21 protein-coding genes, 1 tRNA gene and 1 pseudogene are annotated in these 24655 nt (G+C 68.9%); 16 read left to right on the top strand and 7 right to left on the bottom strand.

Features of this window, described 5'->3' with window-relative positions:
• Positions 1 to 40: 40 nt before the first annotated feature.
• A complete protein-coding gene (locus tag H507_RS0103290; protein WP_022909301.1) occupies positions 41 to 1207 on the top strand; it encodes a nucleotide sugar dehydrogenase in 1167 nt (388 codons plus the stop codon).
• Between the two features lie 66 nt (positions 1208 to 1273).
• Here the strand turns inward: H507_RS0103290 and H507_RS0103285 are convergent, their stop codons facing one another.
• Positions 1274 to 3106 (bottom strand): ABC transporter ATP-binding protein, encoded by a 1833-nt coding sequence (locus H507_RS0103285; protein ID WP_026377705.1) that lies wholly within the window; start codon positions 3104 to 3106, stop codon positions 1274 to 1276.
• 125 nt (positions 3107 to 3231) lie between these two features.
• Between H507_RS0103285 and H507_RS0103280 the strand changes: the two genes are divergently transcribed.
• Complete coding sequence (locus tag H507_RS0103280) at positions 3232 to 3657, top strand: MarR family winged helix-turn-helix transcriptional regulator (RefSeq protein WP_022909299.1); 426 nt, start codon at positions 3232 to 3234, stop codon at positions 3655 to 3657.
• A gap of 154 nt (positions 3658 to 3811) precedes the next feature.
• Here H507_RS0103280 and pgi read toward each other — a convergent pair whose 3' ends face one another.
• Both pgi and H507_RS17140 read right to left on the bottom strand, forming a co-directional pair.
• Positions 3812 to 5488: a glucose-6-phosphate isomerase gene (gene pgi, locus H507_RS0103275; protein ID WP_022909298.1), complete on the bottom strand. Its 1677-nt coding sequence runs from the start codon at positions 5486 to 5488 to the stop codon at positions 3812 to 3814.
• Between the two features lie 120 nt (positions 5489 to 5608).
• The gene (locus H507_RS17140; protein WP_157438867.1) at positions 5609 to 6700 is read right to left on the bottom strand and encodes a VldE C-terminal domain-containing protein; all 1092 of its coding nucleotides are present in this window, start codon (positions 6698 to 6700) and stop codon (positions 5609 to 5611) included.
• A gap of 169 nt (positions 6701 to 6869) precedes the next feature.
• Between H507_RS17140 and H507_RS0103265 the strand changes: the two genes are divergently transcribed.
• The 4 genes from H507_RS0103265 to H507_RS14415 all read left to right on the top strand — a co-directional run bounded on the left by H507_RS0103265 (position 6870) and on the right by H507_RS14415 (position 11502).
• Positions 6870 to 7676 (top strand): hypothetical protein, encoded by an 807-nt coding sequence (locus H507_RS0103265; protein ID WP_169512676.1) that lies wholly within the window; start codon positions 6870 to 6872, stop codon positions 7674 to 7676.
• Between the two features lie 129 nt (positions 7677 to 7805).
• Positions 7806 to 8852 carry an iron ABC transporter substrate-binding protein gene (locus H507_RS0103260; protein WP_022909295.1) on the top strand — a complete coding sequence of 349 codons (1047 nt, stop codon included), beginning with the start codon at positions 7806 to 7808 and terminating at the stop codon, positions 8850 to 8852.
• 83 nt (positions 8853 to 8935) lie between these two features.
• On the top strand, positions 8936 to 10420 hold the full coding sequence (locus H507_RS0103255) for an ABC transporter permease (protein WP_026377704.1): 1485 nt from the start codon (positions 8936 to 8938) through the stop codon (positions 10418 to 10420).
• Complete coding sequence (locus H507_RS14415; protein WP_022909293.1) at positions 10417 to 11502, top strand: ABC transporter ATP-binding protein; 1086 nt, start codon at positions 10417 to 10419, stop codon at positions 11500 to 11502. Before H507_RS0103255 ends, H507_RS14415 begins: the two co-directional genes overlap by 4 nt.
• A gap of 21 nt (positions 11503 to 11523) precedes the next feature.
• Here H507_RS14415 and H507_RS0103245 read toward each other — a convergent pair whose 3' ends face one another.
• The 3 genes and pseudogenes from H507_RS0103245 to pdxS form a co-directional block, all read right to left on the bottom strand.
• A complete protein-coding gene (locus H507_RS0103245; RefSeq protein ID WP_022909292.1) occupies positions 11524 to 12171 on the bottom strand; it encodes a beta/alpha barrel domain-containing protein in 648 nt (215 codons plus the stop codon).
• An 81-nt stretch (positions 12172 to 12252) separates the two neighbouring features.
• Positions 12253 to 12880 (bottom strand): annotated as a pseudogene (gene pdxT / locus H507_RS0103240) (pyridoxal 5'-phosphate synthase glutaminase subunit PdxT); the annotation flags it as partial.
• Entirely contained in the window at positions 12855 to 13760 is a 906-nt protein-coding gene (gene pdxS, locus H507_RS0103235) for a pyridoxal 5'-phosphate synthase lyase subunit PdxS (protein ID WP_022909290.1), read from the bottom strand. The pseudogene pdxT and the gene pdxS, both read right to left, overlap by 26 nt.
• A gap of 94 nt (positions 13761 to 13854) precedes the next feature.
• On the opposite strand from pdxS, the gene H507_RS0103230 reads away from it, so the two are divergent.
• The 10 genes from H507_RS0103230 (at position 13855) to H507_RS0103185 (ending at position 23510) form a co-directional block, all read left to right on the top strand.
• Positions 13855 to 15351, top strand: a complete 1497-nt coding sequence (locus tag H507_RS0103230; RefSeq protein ID WP_022909289.1) for an aminotransferase-like domain-containing protein — start codon at positions 13855 to 13857, stop codon at positions 15349 to 15351.
• A gap of 124 nt (positions 15352 to 15475) precedes the next feature.
• A complete protein-coding gene (locus tag H507_RS0103225) occupies positions 15476 to 15940 on the top strand; it encodes a YbhB/YbcL family Raf kinase inhibitor-like protein (protein WP_022909288.1) in 465 nt (154 codons plus the stop codon).
• 89 nt (positions 15941 to 16029) lie between these two features.
• A complete protein-coding gene (locus H507_RS14410) occupies positions 16030 to 17250 on the top strand; it encodes a cutinase family protein (RefSeq protein WP_051139615.1) in 1221 nt (406 codons plus the stop codon).
• 71 nt (positions 17251 to 17321) lie between these two features.
• Positions 17322 to 18491, top strand: a complete 1170-nt coding sequence (locus H507_RS0103215; RefSeq protein ID WP_022909286.1) for an extracellular solute-binding protein — start codon at positions 17322 to 17324, stop codon at positions 18489 to 18491.
• A 17-nt stretch (positions 18492 to 18508) separates the two neighbouring features.
• The gene (locus H507_RS0103210) at positions 18509 to 19429 is read left to right on the top strand and encodes an ABC transporter permease (RefSeq protein ID WP_022909285.1); all 921 of its coding nucleotides are present in this window, start codon (positions 18509 to 18511) and stop codon (positions 19427 to 19429) included.
• The gene (locus H507_RS0103205; RefSeq protein WP_022909284.1) at positions 19426 to 20253 is read left to right on the top strand and encodes an ABC transporter permease; all 828 of its coding nucleotides are present in this window, start codon (positions 19426 to 19428) and stop codon (positions 20251 to 20253) included. The genes H507_RS0103210 and H507_RS0103205 overlap by 4 nt, the downstream gene beginning before the upstream one ends.
• A complete protein-coding gene (locus H507_RS14405; protein ID WP_022909283.1) occupies positions 20250 to 21317 on the top strand; it encodes an ABC transporter ATP-binding protein in 1068 nt (355 codons plus the stop codon). The genes H507_RS0103205 and H507_RS14405 overlap by 4 nt, the downstream gene beginning before the upstream one ends.
• A 77-nt stretch (positions 21318 to 21394) precedes the next feature.
• Positions 21395 to 22639: an MFS transporter gene (locus H507_RS0103195; RefSeq protein WP_022909282.1), complete on the top strand. Its 1245-nt coding sequence runs from the start codon at positions 21395 to 21397 to the stop codon at positions 22637 to 22639.
• Between the two features lie 68 nt (positions 22640 to 22707).
• Positions 22708 to 23337 carry a histidine phosphatase family protein gene (locus tag H507_RS0103190; RefSeq protein WP_022909281.1) on the top strand — a complete coding sequence of 210 codons (630 nt, stop codon included), beginning with the start codon at positions 22708 to 22710 and terminating at the stop codon, positions 23335 to 23337.
• Between the two features lie 90 nt (positions 23338 to 23427).
• Positions 23428 to 23510: transfer RNA gene (locus H507_RS0103185), tRNA-Leu, on the top strand.
• A 384-nt stretch (positions 23511 to 23894) separates the two neighbouring features.
• On the opposite strand, the gene H507_RS0103180 is transcribed toward H507_RS0103185, so the two are convergent.
• The gene (locus H507_RS0103180) at positions 23895 to 24629 is read right to left on the bottom strand and encodes a DUF72 domain-containing protein (protein ID WP_022909280.1); all 735 of its coding nucleotides are present in this window, start codon (positions 24627 to 24629) and stop codon (positions 23895 to 23897) included.
• Positions 24630 to 24655 lie beyond the last annotated feature (26 nt).

The following is a 24655-nucleotide window of genomic DNA, read 5'->3' as shown; positions in this document are numbered from 1 at the left end:
CGTTCCTGGGCCGGTGCAGGAGCGCCGATAGGGTGACGCCATGAAGATTGCCGTGGCGGGTCTGGGCTATGTCGGAATGTCGCTGGCCGTGTTGCTGGCCGAACATCACGAGGTGGTGGCCGTCGACATCAACCCCGAGCGCGTCGAGCTGGTCAACCGCCGCCGCTCCACGGTGGCCGATGACGAGTTGGAGCACCACCTGGCCAGTCGGCAGCTCAACCTGCGGGCGACCACCGATCCGTCCGATGCCTACCGGGGCGCCGACTACATCGTGGTGGCAACCCCGACCGACTACGACCCCGACCGCAACTTCTTCAACACCAGCACCGTCGACGCGGTCGTCGGCCAAGCGGTGGAGCTGGCCCCGGAGGCGTCCATCGTCATCAAGTCGACCATCCCGGTGGGCTACACCGCGTCGCTGCGCGAGCAGCACCCCGGGCACAGCATCTTCTTCTCACCCGAGTTCCTGCGCGAGGGGCGCGCACTCCACGACAACCTACACCCGTCGCGGATCGTGGTGGGATCCCAGACGGAGGCTGCCCGCAGGTTCGCCGACCTGCTGGTCGAAGGAGCCGAGGACGACGACATCCCCGTGCTGCTGACCGGTTCGACCGAGGCTGAGGCCATCAAGTTGTTCGCCAACACCTACCTGGCCATGCGGGTCTCGTACTTCAACGAACTCGACACCTACGCAGCGACGCACGGGCTCGACACCCGTCAGATCATCGGCGGGGTCGGGCTCGACCCCCGCATCGGTTCGCACTACAACAACCCGAGCTTCGGCTACGGCGGCTACTGCCTGCCCAAGGACACCAAGCAGTTGCTGGCCAACTACTCGGACGTGCCACAGACCCTGATCCAGGCGATCGTCGACTCCAACAGCACCCGCAAGGACTTCATCGCCCGCGACATCCTCGCCCGCAACCCGAAGGTGGTCGGCATCCATCGCCTCACCATGAAGGCGGGCTCCGACAACTTCCGGTCATCGTCCATCCAGGGGATCATGAAGCGGATCAAGGCCAAGGGCGTCGAGGTGATCGTCTATGAGCCGGCGCTGGAGGAGGCCGAGTTCTTCCACTCCCGGGTGGTGAACGACCTCGAGGAGTTCAAGCGGACGGCAGACGTCATCGTCGCCAACCGGCAGTCCGACGCCCTGGCGGACGTGGCCGACAAGGTCTACACGAGGGACCTGTTCGGCTCCGACTGAGGACACCAAACCGTCCAGGAAGGAAGAGTAGGCGGGTTGGGCTGGGGCAGTTTGGGCGGGACGGGGTCAGGCGACCAGCGGCACCCGGGCGAGGCTGGCATAGCGTCCGCCCGCGAGCACCAGGTCGTCATGGGGTCCGATCTCGATCACCCGCCCATGGTCGAGCACAGCGATCTGGTCGGCGTCCCGAACGGTCGACAGCCGGTGCGCGATGGTGACCGAGGTCCGTCCGACGGCGAGCGCGTCGAGAGCCCGTTGCACCTCACGTTCGGTGTCGTTGTCGAGGGCCGAGGTGGCCTCGTCCAGTACGATGATGCGCGGGTTGCGCAGCACGACCCGGGCAATCGCCAGGCGTTGCTGCTCGCCCCCCGAGAACCGCTGCCCTCGCTCCCCCACGATCGTGTCGAGTCCCTGGGGCAGCGACTCGATGAGGCTCGATATCTGCGCCGCCCTGAGCGCCTGCCACAGCTCATCGTCCGTCGCGGAGGTCTTGGCGAACAGCAGGTTCTCGCGGATGGTGGCGTGGAACAGATAGGTCTCCTGGCTGACCACGCCGACGATCTGGGCGAGGTCGGACAACCTCAGCCGACGGATGTCGACGCCGTCGATGGTGATCCGCCCCGAAGTGGGGTCGGCGAGCCGAGCCACCAGTGAGGCGAGCGTGCTCTTGCCCGATCCCGTCTCACCGGTCAGGGCCAGGGACGAACCCGCCGGCACCTCCAGCGAGACGTCATCGACGGCAGGGTCCTGGGCCCCCGGATAGTGGTAACTGACCTTGTCGAAGCCCAACTCGCCACGCACGGCGGCCAGGTCGAGCTCGACCGGGTCGGCCGGGTCGTCCACCTCGACGGGCAGGTCGAGGTAGCCGAAGATGCGGCTGAAGAGGGCCATGGACGAGACCACCGACACCCCCGTGTTGAGCAGCCCCATCACGGGGCGGAAGATGCCGCCCTGGATCGCGATGAACGCCACCAACGTGCCGATGGTGATGCCGTTGCGCACCCCCGGCAGACCGGCGGCCAGGTACAGCACCGCGGGAATGGCGGCGAAGACGATGCTCATCGTGGCCATCCGCCAGCGTCCGGCGAGCTGGGAGCGCACCTCGAGGTCGATCAGTTGGCGCGAGGTGTCGACGAAGTGGTCGGTCACCTGCCGTTGCGCCCCCATGGTCTTGGTCAGCCGGATGCCCGAGACCGAGAGCCCCTCACCCACCTGACTGAGCAGGTCGGCCAGCGTGCGCTGTTGCCGGGAGGTGATCTCACGTCGGAGCATCGCCACCTGGCGGGAGAAGAACACGGCCAGCGGCAGCACCACCAGCGAGACCAGTGACAGCCGCCAGTCGAGCATCACCATCGCCGCGGCCATGGCGATGACAGTGGTCAGGTTGGAGGCCACCGAGGTGACCGTGTCGGTGACGACGGACTGCATTCCACCGATGTCATTGGTGATGCGCGACTGCACCTCGCCGGCGCGGGTACGGGTGAAGAAGCCCACGGACTGGCGTTGCAGGTGGCTGAACACATCGGCCCTGAGCCGGTGCATGATCTTCTGCCCGATGACGGTCGACAACCAGGTCTGCAGCACGTTGAAGATTGCCGCCAGTGCCGCCACCGCCACCATGCCGACGGTGCAGGCCACCAGCAGGTGGACATCGCGCGAGGGCAGCGCTCGGTCGATGATCTCGCGGGTCAGGAAAGGAGGCACGATGCCCAGCAGCGAGGCCCCCACCAGCAGCACCATCACGACCACCACCTGCCCTTTCCACGGCGAGAAGAGACGGGCGATCCGACGCAGCGAGACCGGCGACTCGGCCAGTTGGCGTCGGTCGGCCGGATCGATCCTGCGGGGGCTCCAGCCCCCACCTCCGCCTCGTCCTTCGGGGGGTGGCATCGCAGTCATGGATGCCTCCTTTCGTTGCAGGGTCGGCTCTCGTGGTCCACTCGCACGGGGGTCCCACTTAGCCGATGTAATTATGAGGTTACCTCACATTGTGGCATGGGGTCAATGGTCGCTATGATGGCTGGGTGATCGAACAGCCGGACGACCTCGGCGGTCTGCTGATGCGGGCCACGCGAGGCATGCGCCGCCGCTGGCTCGAGGCGTTGGAGCCGGTCGGGGTTTCTCCTCATGAGTTCCGGGCGCTCGTCGCCATCGACCAGGCCGAGAGTCCCCGGGTGGGGGTGGTGGCCCAAGAACTGCGGATCAATCCGCGCTCGGCCACCGAAGTGGTCGACTCACTCGAGCTGATGGGGTTGGTGCTGCGCGAGCCCGATCCCACCGACCGCCGGGCCGTCCGGGTGCTGCTCACCGACCGCGGACGAGAGGTGCTCGCCACCGGCCAACGCGCCCGCCGGGAGAGTCACGAGGCACACCTTCGGGGCCTCACTCCGCAGGAGCGCCAGCAGTTGGGGGCACTCCTGCGGCGGGTGATCGAGACCTCGTCCGACTGAGGGATCGCAGAGGACGTGCAGCACCCGCACCCGAAACGGCCATCGCAGCCCCAATGGGATGCGATGGCCGTTTCAGGTGCACATGCTGCAGACAGGTCCAGCCCATGGGGCGGGTCGCCGATGCCTGACCCGCCGCCCGGGGCGGCTCGTTCGGTCAGTGGCGTCGCTCGGCCCGGTACCAGCGGACCAAGGACTGGGTGGACCCGTCCTGGTGCGAGAGGGCCTGGTCGTCGCCCGACACGGCGGGTGCGATCTGCAGCGCCAGCTTCTTGCCCAGCTCCACCCCCCACTGGTCGAAGGAGTCGATGCCCCACACGATGCCCTGCGTGAACGTGATGTGCTCGTAGAGGGCGATCAACTGGCCCACCACCGAGGGGGTGAGTGCGGAGGCCATGATCGAGGTGGTCGGACGATTGCCCTCGAACACCCTGGCCGGCACGATCGCCTCGGCGGTGCCCTCGGCCCGCACCTCGTCGGCGGTCTTGCCGAAGGCAAGTGCAGCCGTCTGGGCGAAGAAGTTCGACAGGAACAGCTCGTGCACGTCGGCGTCACCGTCCCGCAGTGCGTGGGCCGGGTTGGCGACGGCGATGAAGTCGGCCGGGATCAGCCGGGTGCCCTGGTGGATCAGCTGGTAGAAGGCGTGCTGCCCGTTGGTGCCGGGCTCCCCCCAGAACACCTCCCCCGTGTCGGTGGTGACCTCGGACCCGTCCCAGCGCACCGACTTCCCGTTCGACTCCATGGTGAGTTGCTGCAGGTAGGCGGGGAAACGGTGCAGGTACTGCGCATAGGGCAGCACGGCATGGCTGGCCGCTCCGTGGAAGTTGACGTACCAGACGTTCAGCAGCCCCATCAGCAGCGGCACGTTCTTCGCGGGCTCGGCCGTGAGGAAGTGCTCGTCCATGGCGTGGAAGCCGGCGAGGAAGTCGGCGAAGTTCTCCTTGCCGATGGCCACGGCCACGGCGGTGCCAACCGCCGAGTCGACCGAGTAACGGCCTCCCACCCAGTCCCAGAACCCGAAGGCGTTGGCGGGGTCGATCCCGAAGTCGGCCACCTTGTCGAGGGCGGTCGAGACCGCCACGAAATGCTTGGCGACCGCCTCGGCACGGGCCTCGTCCGATCCCTCGATGAGGCCTGCGGACTCGAGTCGACCGAGGAGCCAGGCCTTGGCGAGCCTCGCATTCGTGAGCGTCTCGAGGGTGGTGAAGGTCTTCGAGCAGACGATGAACAGGGTGGTCTCGGGGTCGAGGTCGGAAGTCTTCTCGGCGATGTCGGTCGGGTCGATGTTCGACACGAAGCGGCAGGCCAGTCCCTCCTGCTTGTACGGCAGCAGTGCCTCGTAGACCATCACCGGGCCCAGGTCGGAGCCACCGATCCCGATGTTGACGACCGTCTCGATGCGCTTGCCCGTGACCCCGACCCATTCGCCCGAGCGAACCTGGTCGGCGAACGCGTAGACCTTGTCGAGGGTGGCGTGCACGTCCGCGACGACGTCCTGCCCGTCGACGGTGAGGGCGGCGTCACGGGGCAACCGCAGTGCGGTGTGCAGGACGGCGCGGTCCTCGGTGCTGTTGATGTGTTCCCCGGCGACCATCGCGGCGCGTCGTCCGGCCAGACCGACCTCGTCAGCCAGCGCCAGCAACTGGTCGCGGACCTCGTCGCTGATCCAGTTCTTCGACAGGTCGACGTGCAGGTCGCCGGCGTCAAGGGTGAAGCGATCGGCGCGGTCGGCGTCCCCGGCGAACCACCCGCGCAGGTCGGGCGTGAAGTCATCGGCGAGGTCGGCCAGCTTCTGCCAGGCCTGGGTGGTGGTGGGATCAACCGGAGCAGTCATGGGCCACAGCCTAGACACCGGCTCCTTGCAACGCGCCCTGTGCCCGGGGGAACTCCGCCGGGGGCACAGCAGCGCGCTGCATGGCTCGGGCCGCCCCGACGGGCACCCCGGAGGTGTGGTTCAGCCCACCGTCACGTGCACGTGGTCGTAGTGGTTCGCCGTGGTCCCGCCGCGGTCAGACATGGGGCGCCATCCATCGGACGAGCGTTGCGCCGTCCAGATCTTCTGGGCGTAGATCACCTCGGTGATGCCGAGGCGACCGGCGTTCGCACGCGCCCAGAAGGCGACCTGCCAGCCCGGATCGCCGCTGATCATCATGTCGACGGCCCTGCCCGACCCGTGGGCTCCGCTGTCACCTGCACGGTAACCACCGAAGGACGAGATCGCCGGGAACCGGGCGCAGGCCTCCCATGCCACCGTCCTGGCTGCCGCAGTGACCCCAGCGGGCATCTGCTTGGAGCAGGAGCCGGTCGGCGTCGCGGACCTGTCGCTCGTCGAGGAGGACGTGACCACCGGCTTGGACGATGCGAGATGGGCCTTGCTGACCCACACGGGCCGGCCGTTCCAGCTGACCTGCCGGAAGGACCCGAAGGTGGCGTCGGTGACCTTGAGCGCTTGTCCGGCCCCGACGACCGTCACCACCGGCGACCCGGCCACGGGGATCGTCCTGAGGTTCAGGCCAGTGGTGGCGAAGCGCGTGCCGGTGACCCTCCACAGAGCCCGGGGGTAGCCAGGCTGGCTTGCCGCAGAGGGCTTCTTCGTGGGCTGGGTCACCTTCACCTTGGCCCGGGTGGGGCTGGGAGCGGGACTCGTCGAGGAGGCGGTGGCGCTCGTCCGGGCGACCTCGCTCGAACCGATCAGGGGAGCGCGCCGATTGGAGCGGTCGACCTGGTCGGTCTGGCGGGCTGGCAGAGCGGTGGTCGTGGCAGCCGACTGGCTCGATGCCCAGGACGGGGGCGGGACTGCCGCCTCGATGCGCGGTGGACCGCTGGCGAAGGCCGTCAGCGACGCGGCGGCCAGGGCCGCGATCGCCACGGCAGCAGCCGACACGCCGTGCCTCCGCGACGAGGGGATGGCCAGCCCAGAGGTGAGGGAGAGATCGAGTTGCGCATGACGGGCAGGGACGGTGCCCGGGGCCCGATCCCTGGAGTTCCGCGAACCCTCATCGACGGCCATGCCGCGGCGCGGGGCGGCAGATTCTGCCTTCTTCATCGCGTCCTCTGGGTCGAGATCGGGGGGGATTGCCCGGTCTCTCACCTCCGGGCCACCTGAGTATTTTCCAACATTTTCTCAGGAAAACCAAGCGACTGGGGAGGAATCCACCCCCTCAGGGGTGTGGTGGTGGCTATCGTGTGGCAATCCGAGCGAAGGGACGAGCGTGGTGTGGGCACGACCTGAGGGCGCTTCCGCGTGCTCGACCCGGGAGCCCGACGCCGCCGCGGCACGCTGGCCACAGCGGCTGTCCCGTCGGCTGTGGTGGACCCTCTGTCTCTGCGCGGCCGTGGCCATGACCACCTCACCGCCCGCCCTGGCCGATGATCCCCCGGCCGAGGGGGACGTGCCCGCGGTCATCCAGCCGCTGCCGGTGCAGGCCACCCGCCTCACCGCTGACCTGCCCACCGTCGTCGCCCCACGCGGCACCACCGTCGAGCTCACCGGGAAGCTGCGCGCCAGCTCGGGATCGCCTGTTCCTCAGGCCGAGCTCAGCGCGTCCATGGGAGGGCGGCCGGTGGGTCTGATCTCGTCCACCGACACCGCTGGCCGCTGGTCCCTCGTGCTGCTGGCCCCGATGGATGCCCCCGAGGTGATGAAGGTGGTGGTCAGATTCGCAGGCACCCCGGAATACGCGGCGAGCGAGACGTGGCTTCGGATCACGGTGCCCAAGGCGATCGTGCTACCCCGGGCCACGACCACACCTGCTCCCAGTCCCAAGCGAGCACCCTCCACTTCTGCACCGCCCACGCCCAGCGCCACACCTTCGACACCAACGATCGCCGCGACTCCCGTGACACCCTCGATGAGCCCTGCCCCGCCAGCCGGTTCCAGCGGCGGGGGCACCCCCGGCGTCGTCCTGCTCGTCTTCGGGCTGCTGGTGGGGGCCGGAGTGGTGGTGTCGGTCGGATGGCTGGTGCTCAACCGGGGCCGCGGGGACGACGAGGAGCCCACTGACTCCTTCATCGACGGCTGACCGACCCCTGTCGGCCAGCCCGGCCCCGGCCCGGTCGAGAAACCGTTCCCACCCCCGGACCGGTCCACATGTCAGATTTCACAACCGACGAGTTGCCTAATTGCCAGTAGTTAGGCAACCCTTACTCACATGAGCCTTCGCATCACCCGTCGCGCCCTGATCGGCGCTGCTGCCACGACCATCTCAGCCGCGGCACTGGCCGCGTGCTCCAAGCCGGGGTCGACGTCCACCCCCGGAAGCGCCGATGGGGCCACGTTGACCATCTACAACGCCCAGCACGAAACACTCGCCCAGGAATGGATGGACGGCTTCACCAAGGCCACCGGCATCAAGGTGACCCACCGCCAGGGCGACGACACCGAGATGGCCAACCAGCTGGTCGCCGAGGGGGCGAACTCCCCCGCCGATGTCTTCCTGACCGAGAACTCACCGGCCATGACCCTGGTGGAGAACGCGGGCCTGCTCGCGGCCACCTCGGAGGAGATCCGGGGTCAGGTTCCCAGCCAGTACCGTCCCAGCACCAACGCCTGGACCGGCATCGCGGCCCGCTCGACCGTCTTCGTGTACAACACCGACAAGCTGAAGCAGGCCGACCTGCCCGCCTCGCTGATGGATCTCGCCAAGCCGGAGTGGAAGGGCCGTTGGGCGGCCTCCCCCTCGGGCGCTGACTTCCAGGCCATCATCACCGCCATCCTTCAGCTCAAGGGCGAGGACGAGACCCTGTCCTGGCTGAAGGCGATGAAGCAGAACTCGACCGCGATCAAGGGCAACTCGGCGGTGATGAAGGCCGTCAACGCCGGCGAGTTCGAGGGCGGCGTCATCTACCACTACTACTACTTCGGTGACCAGGCCAAGGGCGGCCAGAACAGCGCCAAGGTGGGCATGCACTACTTCGGCCACCAGGACCCCGGTGCCTTCGTCTCGATCTCGGGCGGCGGTGTGCTGAAGAGTTCGAAGAACCAGGAGGCGGCGCAGAAGTTCCTGGCCTACGTCACTGGCAAGGACGGCCAGGCGGTGCTGCGCGACGGCACCTCGTTCGAGTACCCGGTTGCCTCGAAGGTGGCCGCCAATGAGAAACTGAAGCCGCTGTCGGAGCTGGATGCCCCGACCATCGACCCCGCGACGTTGAACAGTCCCAAGGTCGTCGAACTCATGCAAGAGGCAGGACTGCTCTGACCACCACCCCGGTGCTGGCGCCGTCGACCGGCGCACCCGACCCCCACGCGACCCGGGCATCGCGGCCGATGGACCACCAACCGGTGACCATTGCTGCCGCGGTGCTCGTGGTCGCGTTGTGCCTGGTGCCGCTGGGGTTCGTCGTCGCCGCCACCGTGGACGCGGGGCCCGCCCTCGTACGCCGCCTGGTCTGGCGCCCTCGGATCGGTGAGTTGCTGGTCAACACGCTCTCGCTGATGGTCGTCGTCGTGCCCGCCACGGTGCTGATCGGGGTCGGAGCGGCGCTGCTGGTGGAGCGGACTGGGGTGCCGGGCTGGTTGTCGGCGGCCTTCGTGGCCCCGCTCGCCGTGCCGGCCTTCGTGATGAGCTACGCCTGGGCGACGGTGTGGCCCTCCATCGCCGGTCTCGCCGGTGCGTCCCTGATCGCCACCCTCAGCTACTTCCCCTTCGTGTACCTGCCGGTGCTCGCCACCCTGCGAAGGCTCGACCCCTCTCTCGAGGAGTCCGGACGGGCCCTTGGGCTCACCCCGAGCGGAGTTCTGCGCCGGGTCGTCCTGCCCCAACTCCGCCTCCCCGTGCTGGGCGGTGCGCTGCTCGTTGCCCTGCACCTGCTCGCGGAGTACGGCGCGTTCGCGTTCGTCCGCTACGACACCTTCACCACCGCCATCTACGACCAGTTCCGTTCGACCTTCGCGGCTCCCGCGGCGTCGATGCTCGCCGGAGTGCTGGTGCTGCTCTGCCTGCTGGTGCTGGGCGGCGAGTCAGCCGTCCGGGGACGACAGCGTCACGCCCGCATCGGGTCGGGCGTGGCGCGCCGACAACGACGGATCGTGCTCGGCTGGTGGGCCCTGCCCGTGACCATCGCAGTGGCGGCCCTGCTCATCGCCGCACTCGGCGTTCCCGTCTGGTCGCTCGGTCACTGGTTGTCGGTGGGGGTGGCCCTCGACCCGGCCATCGTGAGCGCGCTGGGCAGCACCCTCGGGTTGGCCCTCGTCGGCGCGCTGGCGACCTGTCTCGCCGCCGGACCGATCGCCTGGCTGTCGGTTCGTCGTCCGGCGCGCTGGTCGCGCGCCCTCGAGGGGCTGGCCTTCGTGTGCTCGTCCCTGCCCGGCATCGTCGTCGGCCTCGCCTTCGTCACGGTCGCGATCCGCTGGGTGCAGCCGCTCTACCAGACCGCCGCGTTGCTGATCGCCGCCTACGTGGTGCTCTTCCTGCCGCGCGCGGTCGCCAGCCTCCGGGCGGGAATGGCGCAGGTGCCGGTGGGGCTGGGCGAGGCGGCGCGTTCGCTCGGCCAGGGTCCCGTGAGGTCGCTGGTGCGCGTCTCGATCCCGCTGCTGGCCCCGGCCTTCGGCGCCGCCGCGTCAATGGCCTTCCTGGGCATTGCCGGTGAACTGACCGCCACTTTGCTGCTGTCGCCCACCGGCACCAGCACGCTGGCGACGCGATTCTGGTCGCTGTCGAGCGAACTGGACTACCCTGCCAGCGCCCCGTACGCGCTGTTGCTGATCGCGTTGTCGGTGCCGATGACCATCATCTTGTTCCGCCAGACCGGAGGAGACCGACCGTGAGCGAAGCGTCAACGACGGCGGCGCTCGAGGTGCGCGGGGTACGCGCCGCCTACGGTCCCACCGAGGTGCTGCACGGGGTTGACCTGTCGGTGCCCACGGGGGCAGTGCTGGCGGTCGTCGGACCCTCCGGCAGCGGGAAGACCACCCTGCTGCGGTGCATCGGAGGGTTCGAGCCACCCACTGCCGGTGAGGTCCGCATCCAGGGCACTCCCGTCTGCGGCCCTCTATGGGTGCCGCCGCACAAGCGCTCGATCGGCTATGTCTCGCAGGACGGCGCCCTCTTCCCTCACCTGAGCGTCGGCGCGAACGTCGGTTTCGGGTTGCCCCGCCACGAGCGGACGACCGACCGGATCGCTGACCTGCTGGCGAAGGTCAACCTCTCCGCCGACCTGGCGTCACGTCGTCCCGACCAGTTGTCGGGTGGCCAGCAGCAGCGGGTCTCGTTGGCGCGGGCGTTGGCCCGGCGACCCGCCGTGATGCTGCTGGACGAACCGTTCTCGTCGCTCGACACCCACCTGCGCGAGGCCACCCGTGATCTGGTCGGCGAGGTGCTGCGGGGGGCCGGGGTCACCACCCTGTTGGTGACCCACGACCAGGAGGAGGCCTTGGCGTTCGCCGACCTGGTCGCCGTGCTCGACGGCGGCGAACTGCGCCAGGTCGGGGCACCGCAGGTGGTCTACGAACGCCCCGTCGACCTCGCCACGGCCCGTCTGCTCGGCTCAACCCTCGAACTGGATGCCATCGTCTCGGGCGGCATCGCCCAGACCGTGATCGGGCCGGTACCGGCACTGGGGGTGGACGAGGGGCGCGCCACGGTCATCGCCCGGCCCCATCAGGTGTCCGCCCGACTCGACATTCGCGGACGATGGGTGGTGCGCCAATTGGCGTTCCACGGTGACCACCGTCGACTGACCCTGGGCTCGGCCGATGGCTCGGTCGTCCACGGCCAGCCCGAGGGCGGCGCCACGTTCACGGTGTCGACCGACCAGCCCGTGCGGGTGGGCGACCGGATGTCGATCTCGCTGATCGGGCGAGCCCTGGTGGTTCCGGACAGCGGCCACCACGCAGCTTCGGTTGAGTAGGGAGCGAGGCGACCCGCCGAGTCAGCCGAGGGGTTCGGGCACCTGCTCGACGAAGCTGCCGCACCGCTCACGCAACTGTCCGAGGTGACCGTCCGGGTCGAAGGCGTCCGCGAACAGGGTGTCGTCGGCGACGCAGCAGGCAGCACCGACCTTGTACCAACGGCCCAGGGCCCACGCCCCGAGACCACCACGGGGCACCAACTGCACCGAAGGCGGCAGCACGTGCTGGAGCGACTCGCCGTAGGCACCACCCATCACGTCGGCGGGCAGCACCTGCACCGCCGGGGCGCCGAGGTCACTGGCCGCCAGCAACTCGTTCGGGGTCAGGGCCGCGGGCAGCACCGTCACCCCCGCATCGATACCGGTGCGCACCAGTGCGGGGTTGGCATTGTTGGCCAGCACGAACGCCGGAGTCTGCGCCAGGGCGGGCTCCAGTTCGTCCGGGGAGACCACACCGTGCAGCCCGAACGCGAGCCGGGCACCGAAGACGGGCACCAGTTCGGCGAGCCAGTCCCGGTTGCCGTGGTGCAACGACACCGTCCGGAAACCGCGTTGGGCGAGGATCTCGAGCACGGCACCCACCCGCGGCAGGGACGAGGCCTCAGCCGGTCGCAGGGGAAGGGCGGCAACCAGCCGCGGCTCGGCCAAGCAGGCGGGCAACGCGTTCATGCGCCCATCATGCCAGTGGGCATCCAGCGTCCCGAACGCCGCTGACGGGGTGGGCGCGGCCCAGTGGTGGGTGCGCGCCCCCTATCTGCTGATGGCCGCAGGCGATGACTGCAGCAGGGCTCGGTGGAAGGTCTCGTCGCCGGTGAGTTCGGGATGGAAAGAGACGCCGGTGATCGCCCCGGCCCGCACCCCGACCACCGACTCGTCGCGCCGAGCCAGTACCTCCACTCCGCCACCCACGCGGACGACGACGGGGGCGCGGATGAAGGCCACCCGCACCGTACCCAGCGCCGTGTCGAGGTCGACCTCTGCCGAGTCGACCTGTCGCCCCAGCGCATTGCGACGCACGCTCACGTCGAGCAGCCCCAGGGATTGCTGCCCCGGCGCGGGGTCGAGCACCTCGTCAGCGAGCAGCACCAATCCGGCGCAGGTGCCCAGGGTCGGCACTCCCGCGGCGATGGTCTCGCGCAGGGGTTCGGCCAGGTCATACAGGCGGAGCAGCCGGTCGATGGTCGACGACTCCCCACCGGGCAGCACCAAGCTGTCGACCCGCGGGCCGTCCGCACCCCTCAGGTCGCGCTCGGATCGGATCGGCACGGTGGTGGCACCCAGGTGTTCCAGCAGCAGACGGTGCTCGCGCACCCCGCCCTGCAGGGCCAGCACCCCGACGGTCGTCACGACCGTCACCAACCCCGCTCGGCCAGGCGGTGGGGTGCGGGCAGGTCGGCGACGTTGATGCCGACCATGGCCTCGCCCAGTCCGCGGGAGGCCTCGGTGACCACCGCGGCGTCGTCGAAGAAGGCAGTCGCCTTGACGATGGCGGCCGCACGCGCAGCCGGGTTGCCCGACTTGAAGATGCCCGATCCCACGAACACCCCGTCGGCGCCCAGCTGCATCATCAGCGCGGCATCGGCGGGGGTGGCCACTCCCCCGGCGGTGAACAGCACCACCGGCAGGCGTCCGGATGAGGCCACCTCACGGACGAGGTCGATCGGCGCCTGCAGGTTCTTCGCCGCCAGGTACAGCTCCTCGGGGGCGGTCTCGGCGAGCGCCTTCAACTCGGCGATCTCGCGACGGATGGTGCGGATGTGCTTGGTCGCCTCCGACACGTCGCCCGTGCCGGCCTCGCCCTTGGACCGGATCATCGCCGCTCCCTCAGCGATCCTGCGCAGCGCCTCGCCCAGATTGGTGGCGCCACAGACGAACGGCACGGTGAAGGCGTGCTTGTCGATGTGGTGGGCGTAGTCGGCCGGCGAGAGCACCTCCGACTCGTCGATGTAGTCGACCTCGAGGTGTTGCAGCACCTGCGCCTCGACGGTGTGCCCGATCCTCACCTTGGCCATCACCGGGATGGACACGGCCTCGACGATCGCCTCCACCAGATCGGGGTCGCTCATCCTGGCCACCCCACCCTGCGCGCGGATGTCGGCCGGCACGCGCTCGAGGGCCATCACTGCGACGGCGCCGGCGTCCTCGGCGATACGCGCCTGGTCGGGGGTGACGACGTCCATGATGACGCCCCCCTTGAGCATGTCGGCGAGGCCGCGCTTGACGAGAGGTGAGCCGGTGACGGTCTGCATGGAGTTCATGGACCGATCATCCCCGCGAAAGTGGACCATCACCAGATCCAGAAGTGATCCATGTTGGTGGACCAGTATTGCGTGCGCCAGTAATCTGGTGCCCATGCGCACGACCCGCGAGGTGAGCCTTCCGCTGGTCCTCGACCGGACTGACGTCGAGCCACTGCCCGCCCAGCTGGCCCGCCAGCTGCGCCAACTGCTGGGCCAAGGGGTGCTGGTCCCGGGAGATCCCCTGCCGTCGACCCGGTCCCTCGCGGCCCGGATCGGCACGTCACGGGGCACGGTCGTCGCGGCCTACGAGCAGCTGATGGCCGAGGGGTACGTGAGCGCCGCGGCCGGGAGCGCCACGGTGGTGAACCCACAGCTGCGCCGCGTGCGCCCCTCGCTGGCGGCCGGCCGCAGGCAGGGCCAGGAACCTGCTCCCCCCGCCCTGGACCTCACCCCCGGCAGGCCGTGGCCCGGTGAGGTGGTGGGGCGGGCGTGGACCTCGGCGTGGCGACAGGCCTCGACCGCCCCGGTGCTGGCATCGGTTCCGGCCTTGGGGCTGCCAGAGCTGAGACAGGCCTGGTCGGAGCACCTGCGGCGGATGCGGGCCGTCGTCCGGGACCCCGGCCACGTCGTGGTCACCGGCGGCGGCCGCGAGGGTCTGGCCCTGCTGCTGCTGTCGCTCGGGGCGCTCAACCTGGGGTCACTGAAGCCGGGGTCGCAGTCGCCGGGATCGTCGGGGTCGGCTTCACCGGCGGCGGGCTCGTCCACCACTGGCCCACGGAGTGGACGACCGCTGCGGGTGGCCGTCGAGGAGCCGGGCTACCCCTCCCTGCGCCGAGTGCCGGCGCGACTGGGGGCCGAGCTGGTCGGCCTGCCGGTCGACGAGAACGGGCTGGTCACCACCGACCTCCCCACCGGCACCGCCGCCCCGGACGTGCTGGTGGTCACCCCCAGTCACCAGTACCCGCTGGGCGGCTCACTGCCGATCGACCGGCGGCAGCGACTGCTCGACTGGGCCAGGGCCGAACAGGTCGTGGTGGTCGAGGACGACTATGACTCCGAACTGCGCTACACCTCCGAACCCCTGCCCGCCCTGGCCTCCCTCGACGACCCGGACGACGGCACCGTGGTCCTGCTCAGCACCCTCTCGAAGACCCTCACCCCCACCTTGGCGTTGGGCTTCCTGGCCCTGCCGACCCGACTGTTGGAACCGGTCCTCGAGGCCCGGCTCGACCTCGGCCAACCGGTCAGCCTGGTGACCCAACGCGCACTGGCGAACTACCTCACATCGGGGGCCCTGCGGCAGCACACCCAGCGCATGCGACGCCGGTACCGCAGCCGGCGCACCCAGGTCGTTGCCGCGCTGTCGAAGCTGCCGGGTGTGACGGTCTACCCGATGGACGGCGGACTCCACGCGGTCGTCGAGACCGCTCGTCCCGAGGCCGAAGTGGTGGCGCAGCTGGTCCAAGCCGGGGTCAAGGTCAGCCCCCTCTCGGAGTACTGGTCGGGGGGAGGGAACCGCTCGGGGCTCGTGTTCGGCTTCGGCGCACTCGACGAGGACGAGCTGACCAGGGCGCTCACCGAGATCGCTCGAGCCGCCTCGTCGCGATGACTGTCGACAGCACTCAGGACGACCGGGGCACCCGACCTCGCCCACGGCTTCCCGCGCGGGGATAGCCTCGAGGCAGGACACGTGACCACCACCGACCAGCCGTTGCCCACGACAGGGGGAGACCATGAAACTCGAATCGACCGCCATCCCGGCCGACACGGCCATCCAGCTGAAGTACGCCGAGCAGGGAGCCGGCGGACAGAACGTCATTCCCGACCTGCGCTGGAGCGAGGCACCCGACGGCACCGAGTCGTTCGCCGTGACCATCTACGACCCGGACGCCCCCACCGGTTCCGGGTGGTGGCACTGGGTGGTCGTCGACATTCCCGGCACGCTGAGCGGCATCGACGAGGGTGGGCCGCTGCCTGCCGGAGCCCGGGCCTGGGTCAACGACTACGGCTACGTGGGGTACGGAGGGGCCTGTCCCCCACCCGGACCGGCGCACCGCTACGTGCACACGGTGTACGCCCTGCCGACGGCGCACCTCGACGTTCCCGACGGTGCCACCTCGGCGCAGGTGCGGTTCACGATCCTCGCGCAAGCGCTCGACCAGGCCAGCTTCACGGCCACCTTCGCCCAGCCCGAGTGAGGTCGGGTTCCGCCACCCCCACCGCCCCGCCGCCAGTCGGGGCGGTGTGGTTCGTCGCCTGCCGGCGTGCGGCGGTCCACGGTTGCCTGGTGGTGCTGGCCTGTCTGTTCTCGCTCGCGACCGGTGTGGTCGGCGCCACACCTGCGCACGCAGTGCCCACCGCGTGGACCGACCGGGTCCAGCCCTCGTCCGCTGCCGGCCAGCAGGCCTGCGCCGACTTCGTGTTCATCGGGGTGAGGGGTTCGGGCGAGTCCCCCGGCTACGGCCCGACCGTCACCCGCGTGCGTGACGGTTTGGCGTCCCGATGGACGAAGGGAACCGTGCGCCAACTGTGGCTCGAGTACCCGGCGAGCGACCCCCACACCTTGGCGAACGTACCGATGCAGTCGCTGCTGCTCGACCAGCCGATGCCCACCACCGAGTACTTCACCTCGGCCGAGACGGGTGCGAAGAACTTGGCGACGGTGCTGGCCGATTCCGCCAACCGCTGCCCCGCCGAGAGGACGATCCTGGCCGGCTACTCGCAGGGAGCCCAGGTGATCACCTCGGCGCTGGATGCAGTCCCCCAGGCCCCGTCGAGGTTGGCGGCGGCGATCCTGATCGGCAACCCGAGTCACTATCCGGGGCAGAGCGTCCGCGAACTGTCTGGGTCGGCGTCACAGAACGCCATCGGTCTTGGAGCGATGCTCGCCCTGCTGCGCGAACAGGCCCGTCGCGGTGGCGAGACCAACCGCGACCAGGCGGTGCGGAATCTCATCCAGACCACCATCAACCTCTACGAGGGCAAGATCGACACGGCCGCGATCCGGGCCGCCATGGTGGGCCAGCAGGCCGAGATCCCGCCCGGCGCCTACCAGGCAACCTATTCGGTGTGCCAGAGCGGCGACCTCGTGTGCGACGCAGGTCCCTCGATGGCGCAGGTGATGCTGCAGAACACGACCCTCGACTCCGAGATCAGCCGCACCCGACCGATCCACTCGGGCTACACACCGCAGGTGCTGGAGGCGACGCTCGCCCAGGCCAGTGTCGCCATCGCTGAGCTCCCACCCCTCGCCGTACCCGCGCCCAGTTCCTCGGCGTCCGCGCCCGACGACGGCCGGCATCCGAACGGTCAGGAGCCGACCCCGGTGAGGACCACCACGGTCGATCGACAGTGGGGACTGGTGGGGGTGGCGGTGGGCAGCGCCCTGCCGCTGCTGGTGGTCGCCTACCTGATGGGCCACCGGCGGGGACGAGGGCGGAAGATGTCGGACGTCACCGAAAGTTCAGCCGAAGAGTCAGCAGAGGTTGCCGACCCGACCCCCAAGTGATCCCCCGATGCCTAAGGTCGGAGGGGTTCGCGACACCCGCGACCTCTCGGAGATCGACAGGAGCTACCCCCATGGCCCTCGCCCGCCGTTCACTGCTCACCCTCACCGCACTCGCCGGCGCCGCCACCGTCGCGGGGTGCGCCAAGAAGTCCACCGACGCGACCGCCCCGCAGGGGTCGGCCAGTGGCTCGTCGGGTGGCGCCAACCTCACCGTCTTCCTCTCCGGCGACACCAACATGCAGGAGCTGTGGGAGAAGGCCCTGATCCCTGCCTTCGTCAAGGCCAACCCCGGCTACTCGGTGAAGGTGCAACTCGACCTGCACGGCGAACACGATGCCCAGACCAAGGCCAAGCTCACCGCCGCCCAGTCGCAGGGAAAGGACTCGGGCCTCGACCTGATCGACGCCGGGTTCGTCACGGGTCTGGCCGAGGCCGGGATCATGGAGCCGATCTCGACCAGCAACGTGCCCAACCTCGATGGGGTACCGGCCGACGTCGTGACCGCCGGCAAGGGCGGCGGCATTCCCTACCGAGGGTCGTCGGTGCTGCTGGCCTATGACCCCGCCAAGGTGACGAAGGTGCCCACCACCCTCGACGAGGTGCTGGCCTGGATCAAGGCCAACCCCGGCCAGTTCACCTACTGCCCGCCGAAGTCGGGCGGTTCCGGTGGCGCCTGGGTGACCACCGTGCTCGACAAGTACCTGGATCCGACCGCCGCCGAGAAGCTGCGCACCACCTACGACCAGGAGGCCATGAAGGGCTGGAGCAAGGGCTTCGCCGAGCTCAAGGGGCTCGGACCGTCCATCTACCAGAAGGGGGTCTACCCCAACGGCAACTCGCAGGTGCTGGAGCTGCTGGCCAGCGGCCAGATCTCGATGTGCACGGTGTGGAGCGACCAGTTCATCTCGGGTCAGAAGACCGGACTGGTTCCCGACAAGATCAAGGCCACCCAGATCTCGAACCCCAGCTTCACCGGCGGCGCCGCCTACCTGGGAGTCCCCAAGGCGAGTGCCAAGAAGGAGCATGCGCTCAAGCTTGCCAACTTCGTGCTGTCGTCCGACGCCCAGGTCCTGATCGCCAACCAGATCGCCGGCTTCCCCGTCATCCCGCTCGAGAAGCTGCCCGACGAGACCCAGAAGATCTTCAAGGAGGCCCACCCTGACGTGCTTCGTCCGGGTTACCTCGACAAGGTCGGCAACGACATGTCGGCTCAGTGGGACCAGTTGGTTCCCGGCAAGTGAGCGCGGGCGCACCTTCGATGACGGTCACCGCACGGCGGCGCATCCGGCGACCCCGTTCGCGGTCGCTGCGCGGACTGTTGATGGCCTCACCACCCCTGCTGCTGGTGGCTGCGTTCACCGGGTTCCCGATCGTGCTCGCGGTGGCCTACTCACTGGGGCACACCGGAGGGCTCAACCAGACGACGGCACTGATCGCCCAGCACCAGCACATCACCGACGAGTGGTGGGGCACCTTGGGTGCCTACCGCGAGGTACTCACCAACCCCCGGTTCCGTCGAGACCTGGGTGTGACGGTGATGGTGACGGTGGTGTCGACGTCCATCGTGCTGGTGCTGGCGCTGATCATCGCTCTGTACCTGCGCCTGACCGGCGGCTGGGCGGCGAAACTGCTGACGGTGCTGGCCATCGTGCCGCAGTTCATCCCGGTGGTGATCGCCTCATGGTCGGTGCTGATGTTCTATGCGCCTGACGGCTTCCTGCGGTCGGTGTTCGCCCAGGCCGGCCTCGAGGGACCCACCTTCGGCTACACCGTGAGCGGGGTGGTGATCGCGCAGGTGTGGTGCTCCTTGCCGTTCGCGGTGCTGATGTGCGCCTCGGGGGTGCAGGCCGTTCCCGACGCCCTGATCGACGCCGCCCGAGATGCGGGTGCAGGGCTCGTCCGCACCACCTTCTCGGTGATCCTGCCGATGGCCTTCGTGCCGATCGTGATCGCCGCGACGTTCACCGGCATCGGCATCATCGGCTCGTTCACGGTGCCCTACTTCACGGGCCCGAACGCGCCCACCATGTTGGGCGTCGACATGGCGAACTACTTCACGGCCTACAACATGCCCCAGCAGTCGATCGTGATGGCGGTGGTGGTGTTCGGAGCTGCGTCGCTGATCGCGCTGGCCTACATCTGGGCCAACTTCCGCTCGAGCAAGGAGGCGGGGGCATGAGTCCGCGACGCTCCGTCGGCTCGATGGTGGGCAAGGTCGGAGTGAGCCTCTTCATGCTGGCTCTGGGCGTGTTCATCCTCGGACCTCTGGTCTGGCTGGCGGCCCGCGCCTTCGCCACCGAGTGGGTGTATCCGCACTTGTGGCCCGAGGGGTTCACCCTGCGCTGGTGGAAGGTGGTGGTCAACGACCCGATGATGAACATCGCCCTGCAGAACTCGGTGACGTTCGCGGTGTTGACCGTACTCATCTCGGCGGTGGTGTGTCTGCCGGCCGCCTACGCGTTCAGTCGCTACCAGTTCCCCGGACGCCGGGTGATGCTGGTGGCGCTGTTCGCCGTGAACGCCTTCCCGAAGATGGGACTGTTCGTCGCCATCGCGAGCCTGTTCTACGCGCTGCAGCTGATGCAGACCATCCTCGGGGTGCTGATCGTGCACGTCTTGGGCACGGTGGTCTTCATGACCTGGATCCCGGCCGCGGCGTTCTCGTCGGTGCCTCGATCACTCGAGGAGGCCGCCCGCGACGCCGGAGCCAGACCGCTGCGCGTGTTCTGGTCGGTGACGCTGCCGATGGCGCTGCCCGCCATCCTGGTGGCCGCCATCATGAGCTTCATCTCCAGTTGGGACGAGGCCCAGGGCACCTACCTGGTCGGCGCACCCGACTACATGACGATGCCGACGCAGATGTACTCCTTGGTGTTGAACTACCCCAAGCAGGTGTCGGCCGTCTTCTCGATCCTGTTGACGATCCCGTCGGTGGGTCTGCTGTTGCTGGTGCGCAAGCAGATCATGGGCGGCCAGCTTGCCGAAGGGTTCCAGATCAAGTGACCATCCCCCTGAACGATCCAACCGCGGCCGCGGCGCCCCACCCCGACGCTGTGCAGGCAGACCCGATGCAGGCCGACGGTCTGCGGCTTGACGGTCTGCACAAGGAACTGGGCGGTCGCACCATCGTCGACGACCTGAGCCTTCACGTCGCCGCCGGCGAATTGGTCTGCCTGCTCGGCCCCTCGGGCTGCGGCAAGACCACCACCCTGCGCATGATCGCCGGCTTCCTCGAACCCGACCGGGGAGCGGTGGTGGTCAGCGGCCGAGACGTCACGCACCTGCCGCCCGAGCGTCGTCCCTCGGCGATGGTCTTCCAGAACTACGCCCTGTGGCCGCACATGACAGTGGCGAAGAATGTGGCCTTCCCACTGAAGTTGGCGAAGCGTCCCCGCTCCGAGGTCAACGAGCGTGTCGACCGGGTGCTGCAGTTGGTCAACCTGCTGCACCACAAGGACTCACGCCCCGGACGCATCTCGGGCGGCGAGCAGCAACGCACCGCCCTGGCGCGTGCCCTCGTCCAGGAACCCGCGGTGCTACTGCTCGACGAGCCGCTGTCGAACCTCGACGCCAAGCTGCGGGTGCGGGTGCGGGAGGACATCCGCGAGATCCAGCAGCGACTCGGCATCACCACCGTCATGGTCACCCACGACCAGGACGAGGCCATGGCCATGTCGGACAGGGTCGCGGTCATGAACGACGGCCGCATCGAGCAGGTCTCGGCACCCCGCGAGCTCTACTCGAACCCGCGCACGGAGTTCGTCGCCAGCTTCGTGGGCTCGGTCAACAAGGTCCCGGGGCGACTCACCCCGTCCACCCTGAGCGCCGACGACGGACTGACCTCGGCGGTGCGTCCTGAGTCGGTGCGGCTGGACGCCGACGGCGGACGTCCGGCGCGGGTGACGCGGGTCACACCACACGGGCACTTCACCGAGGTGCGGGTCAGCCTCGACGAGGGCGTCGACCTGGTGTCATACGTCACCGGGGCCGCTCCCGAGGTGGACGACCGGGTCGGCGTCGAACTTGGCGAGGTCTGGTACTTCCGCGAGGGTGAGCGCGTGGAGTGACCGGTGTCGGGTGGGCACACGTTTTCCGGCTAGGGTGAGCGGCGATTTTGTCCGCTCCCCACCCCCACGGAGACCGCATGACCATCGAAGCGCCGGTCGAGACCAGACCCAACCGTTACGCCCTCAAGGCCCTGCTCGCCTCAAGCGTCGGCTACGCCATGGACGGGTTCGACCTGCTCATCCTCAGCTTCTCGCTGGGTGCCATCGCCGCACACTTCACCCTGTCGCCGGGTGAATCGGGCATGTTGGCGACCGTCACCCTGATCGGTGCCGTGCTCGGCGGTGCGATCGGCGGCGTGCTCTCCGACCGGATCGGCAGGGTCAGGGTGCTGACCGTCTCGATCCTCGTGTTCGCCGTCTTCACCGCCGCCACTGGCCTGTCGCCGAGCCACGGATGGCTGCTGTTCTTCCGCTTCCTGGCCGGTGTGGGTCTGGGCGCCGAGTACGGGGTCGGCATGACCCTGGCGACCGAGGCATGGCCCTCCAAGTGGCGCGCCCGGGCGGCGTCCTTCGTCGCCGTCGGCTGGCAGGTGGGGGTGCTGCTCGCGGCCGGGGTCTCGGCGTGGGCCCTCAGCCACCCCTCGATCGGCTGGCGCGGACTGTTCCTGATCGGCGCGATCCCGGCCGTGTTGGCGTTCTTCACCCGCCGTCACATCGACGAGCCCGAGATGTTCACCCGCATGGAGCGGTCGAAGAACCCCGTGCGCGAACTGTTCTCGACCCCCACGCGCATCAAGCATTCGGTGGCCGTGATGGTGCTCACCTCGGTGCAGAACTTCGGCTACTACGGACTGATGCTGTGGCTGCCGAGCTACCTGTCCAAGCAGCACGGCTTCTCGATCAACAAGTCGGCCCTGTGGACGGCCGTCACGGTGCTCGGGATGATCATCGGCATCCTCATCTTCGGCGTGCTGGCCGACCGGGTCGGACGACGCCCCATGTTCCTCGCCTACCAGGTCGGCGCGGCCGTCTCGGTAGTCGTGTTCAGCCGCCTCGACGACCCGATCGCGATGCTCATTGGCGGTGCCGTGATGGGCGCCTTCGTCAACGGCATGATGGGTGGCTACGGAGCCCTGACCGCCGAACTGTTCCCCACCCACGCCCGCGGCACGGCGCAGAACCTGCTGTTCAACGTGGGACGAGGCATCGGCGGGTTCGCGCCGTGGCTGATCGGTCTCGTGGTGGGCTGGCGCGGCTTTGCGTTCGCGATCGCCATGTTGGCCGCCATCTACGTGATCGATTTGGTGGTCACGCTGGCTCTCGTCCCCGAACGCAAGGGCGTCGAACTCGACGGTGTCGGTGAGGCCTCCGTCCCCATCTGAGCTGGCGCCCGGGCCCCGCGGCGTGACGTTCGGGCACGTCCGCGGGGCGCACCTGCTTGAGTAGTGCCATGAGCGCCCGACCGACTCCCCAGCACCGACTGGTGCTGATTCGCCATGGCAAGACCGAGTGGTCGGAGGCCATGAAGCACACCGGCCTGACCGATGTGCCGCTCCTGCCCAAGGGCGAGCGTTTGGCCGCCGAGATCGCCCCCCAGTTGGGTGGTTTCGAGTTCTCGATGGTGCTCACCTCTCCCCTGCAGAGGGCTCGCAGGACGGCCGAACTGGCCGGATTGGGCGACAACGAGGTCGACCAGAACCTCGTTGAGTGGGACTACGGCGGCTATGAAGGACGGACGACTGCCGAGATCCGCGAGGAGCTCGGTTACGACTGGAACGTGTGGGACGACGGCGTGGTCACGGGCGAGACGCCCGGCGAGACGATCGAACAGGTCTCGGCCCGCGCCCGCTCGGTGATCGACCGGGTGCTGCCGGCGCTGCAGGACGGTGACGTGGCCCTGGTGGCCCACGGTCACCTGCTGCGGGTGCTGGCCTCGGTGTGGTTGCGGACCGAGCCGCGCTTCGGAGCGCAGCTGATCCTGGACGCCGGCGGGCTGTGCGTGCTCGGCTACGAGCGCCACAACCCGGCGATCCTGCACTGGAACTGGCTGCCGCTGGCCGAGGCGAGCCAGAGCGAGTGACTGGGCGAGGCCTCTGCTGGGGAGCTCTGCTCGATGTGCGTCGTCCAAGTTGCCCGTGCTAGTCTTCTCGGGCTGGAGCGATCCGGCGATGCGCGAGTGGCGGAATGGCAGACGCGCTGGCTTCAGGTGCCAGTGTCCCTTGGGACGTGGAGGTTCAACTCCTCTCTCGCGCACGAACATGGCTCTGACTACGTAGTGGTCAGGGCCATTCTTCGTTTATTGGCCCTGCGCAACCCCTGCCGGGCGCCGGCGTAGAGGCCACGTCGCCCCCGTCCCGCGCGGTTGCCCCAGCACCGTGGGAGTTGCGCGCCTTCCGCGCGGTTGCCCGCGTACCGTCCGAGTTGCCCTCGCGCCGCGCAGTTGCCCTCGTCCAGGGATGGGGCAAGTGAGCCGTCCCGGGGCAGATGGGACGACATGGGGGCAGACACGGCCTCCCGACGGTCTGGGGTGGCGGGTCACCCAAAGCAGCCGATCGGACGGACAAGTGTGGCGATGGCCGTCCACCGTCGGGAAGGTCCAGCGGCTCAACATGCCGCCGCGTCGATGCCTGGGACGACCTAGCCCCGATTCCCCGACACCAGCGATCGGAGCGTGCGAGCGTTCCGGACCGCGTTCCCGCCCCCGTCGTTGTTGAAGTAGGCGTAGACGTCCCGACCTTGGGACTCCCACTCGGCGATGCGCTCGGCCCACCACCTCAGGTCATCGTCGGAGTAGGACCCCCCGTAGAGCGCGTGCTCGTGCGGACCATGCAATCGCACGTAGACCGTCGGGGCCGTGGCCCGCAGAATGCACGGCAGACCGGCACCCGACATCACCACATAGGCCGACTGGTGTCGCTCCAGCAGCGCGAACACCTCGTCACACACCCACGAGGGGTGGCGGAACTCCACGGCTGAAGGCACCCACCACGGGAGCAGTCCGAGGAAGTACTCGAGCCTGGCGTCGTCGCGCTCCATCCCGGGCGGCAACTGGACGAGCAACTGTCCCCGCTTGTCATACAGCCGATCCCAGGCGGCTGAGATCCGCCCCGTCCAGTACTCAGGTGAGTAGAGCTTGCGGGCGTGGGTGAGCGCACGCGGCGCCTTCACCGACATCCGGAAGCCCTCCGGGAGGCGACGCTGCCAGGAGCTGAAGGTCGCGTCCCGGGGCCATCGGTAGAAACTCGCGTTCAGCTCGACGGTGTCGAACTCCGCGGCGTAGCGCGAGAGTCGGTCGGCGGGAGAACAGCCGTGATAGAGGACGTCCTGCCAGTGGTCGTACGACCACCCGGATGTCCCGATCCACGTGCCCATGGGCAGCCACCCCTTCCCACAGTCGC

The sequence above is a fragment of the Aestuariimicrobium kwangyangense DSM 21549 genome (genome assembly GCF_000421525.1).
Lineage (GTDB): Bacteria > Actinomycetota > Actinomycetes > Propionibacteriales > Propionibacteriaceae > Aestuariimicrobium > Aestuariimicrobium kwangyangense.
Note: the sequence above shows the minus strand (reverse complement) of the source record. Positions and strands in the feature narration are given on the sequence as shown.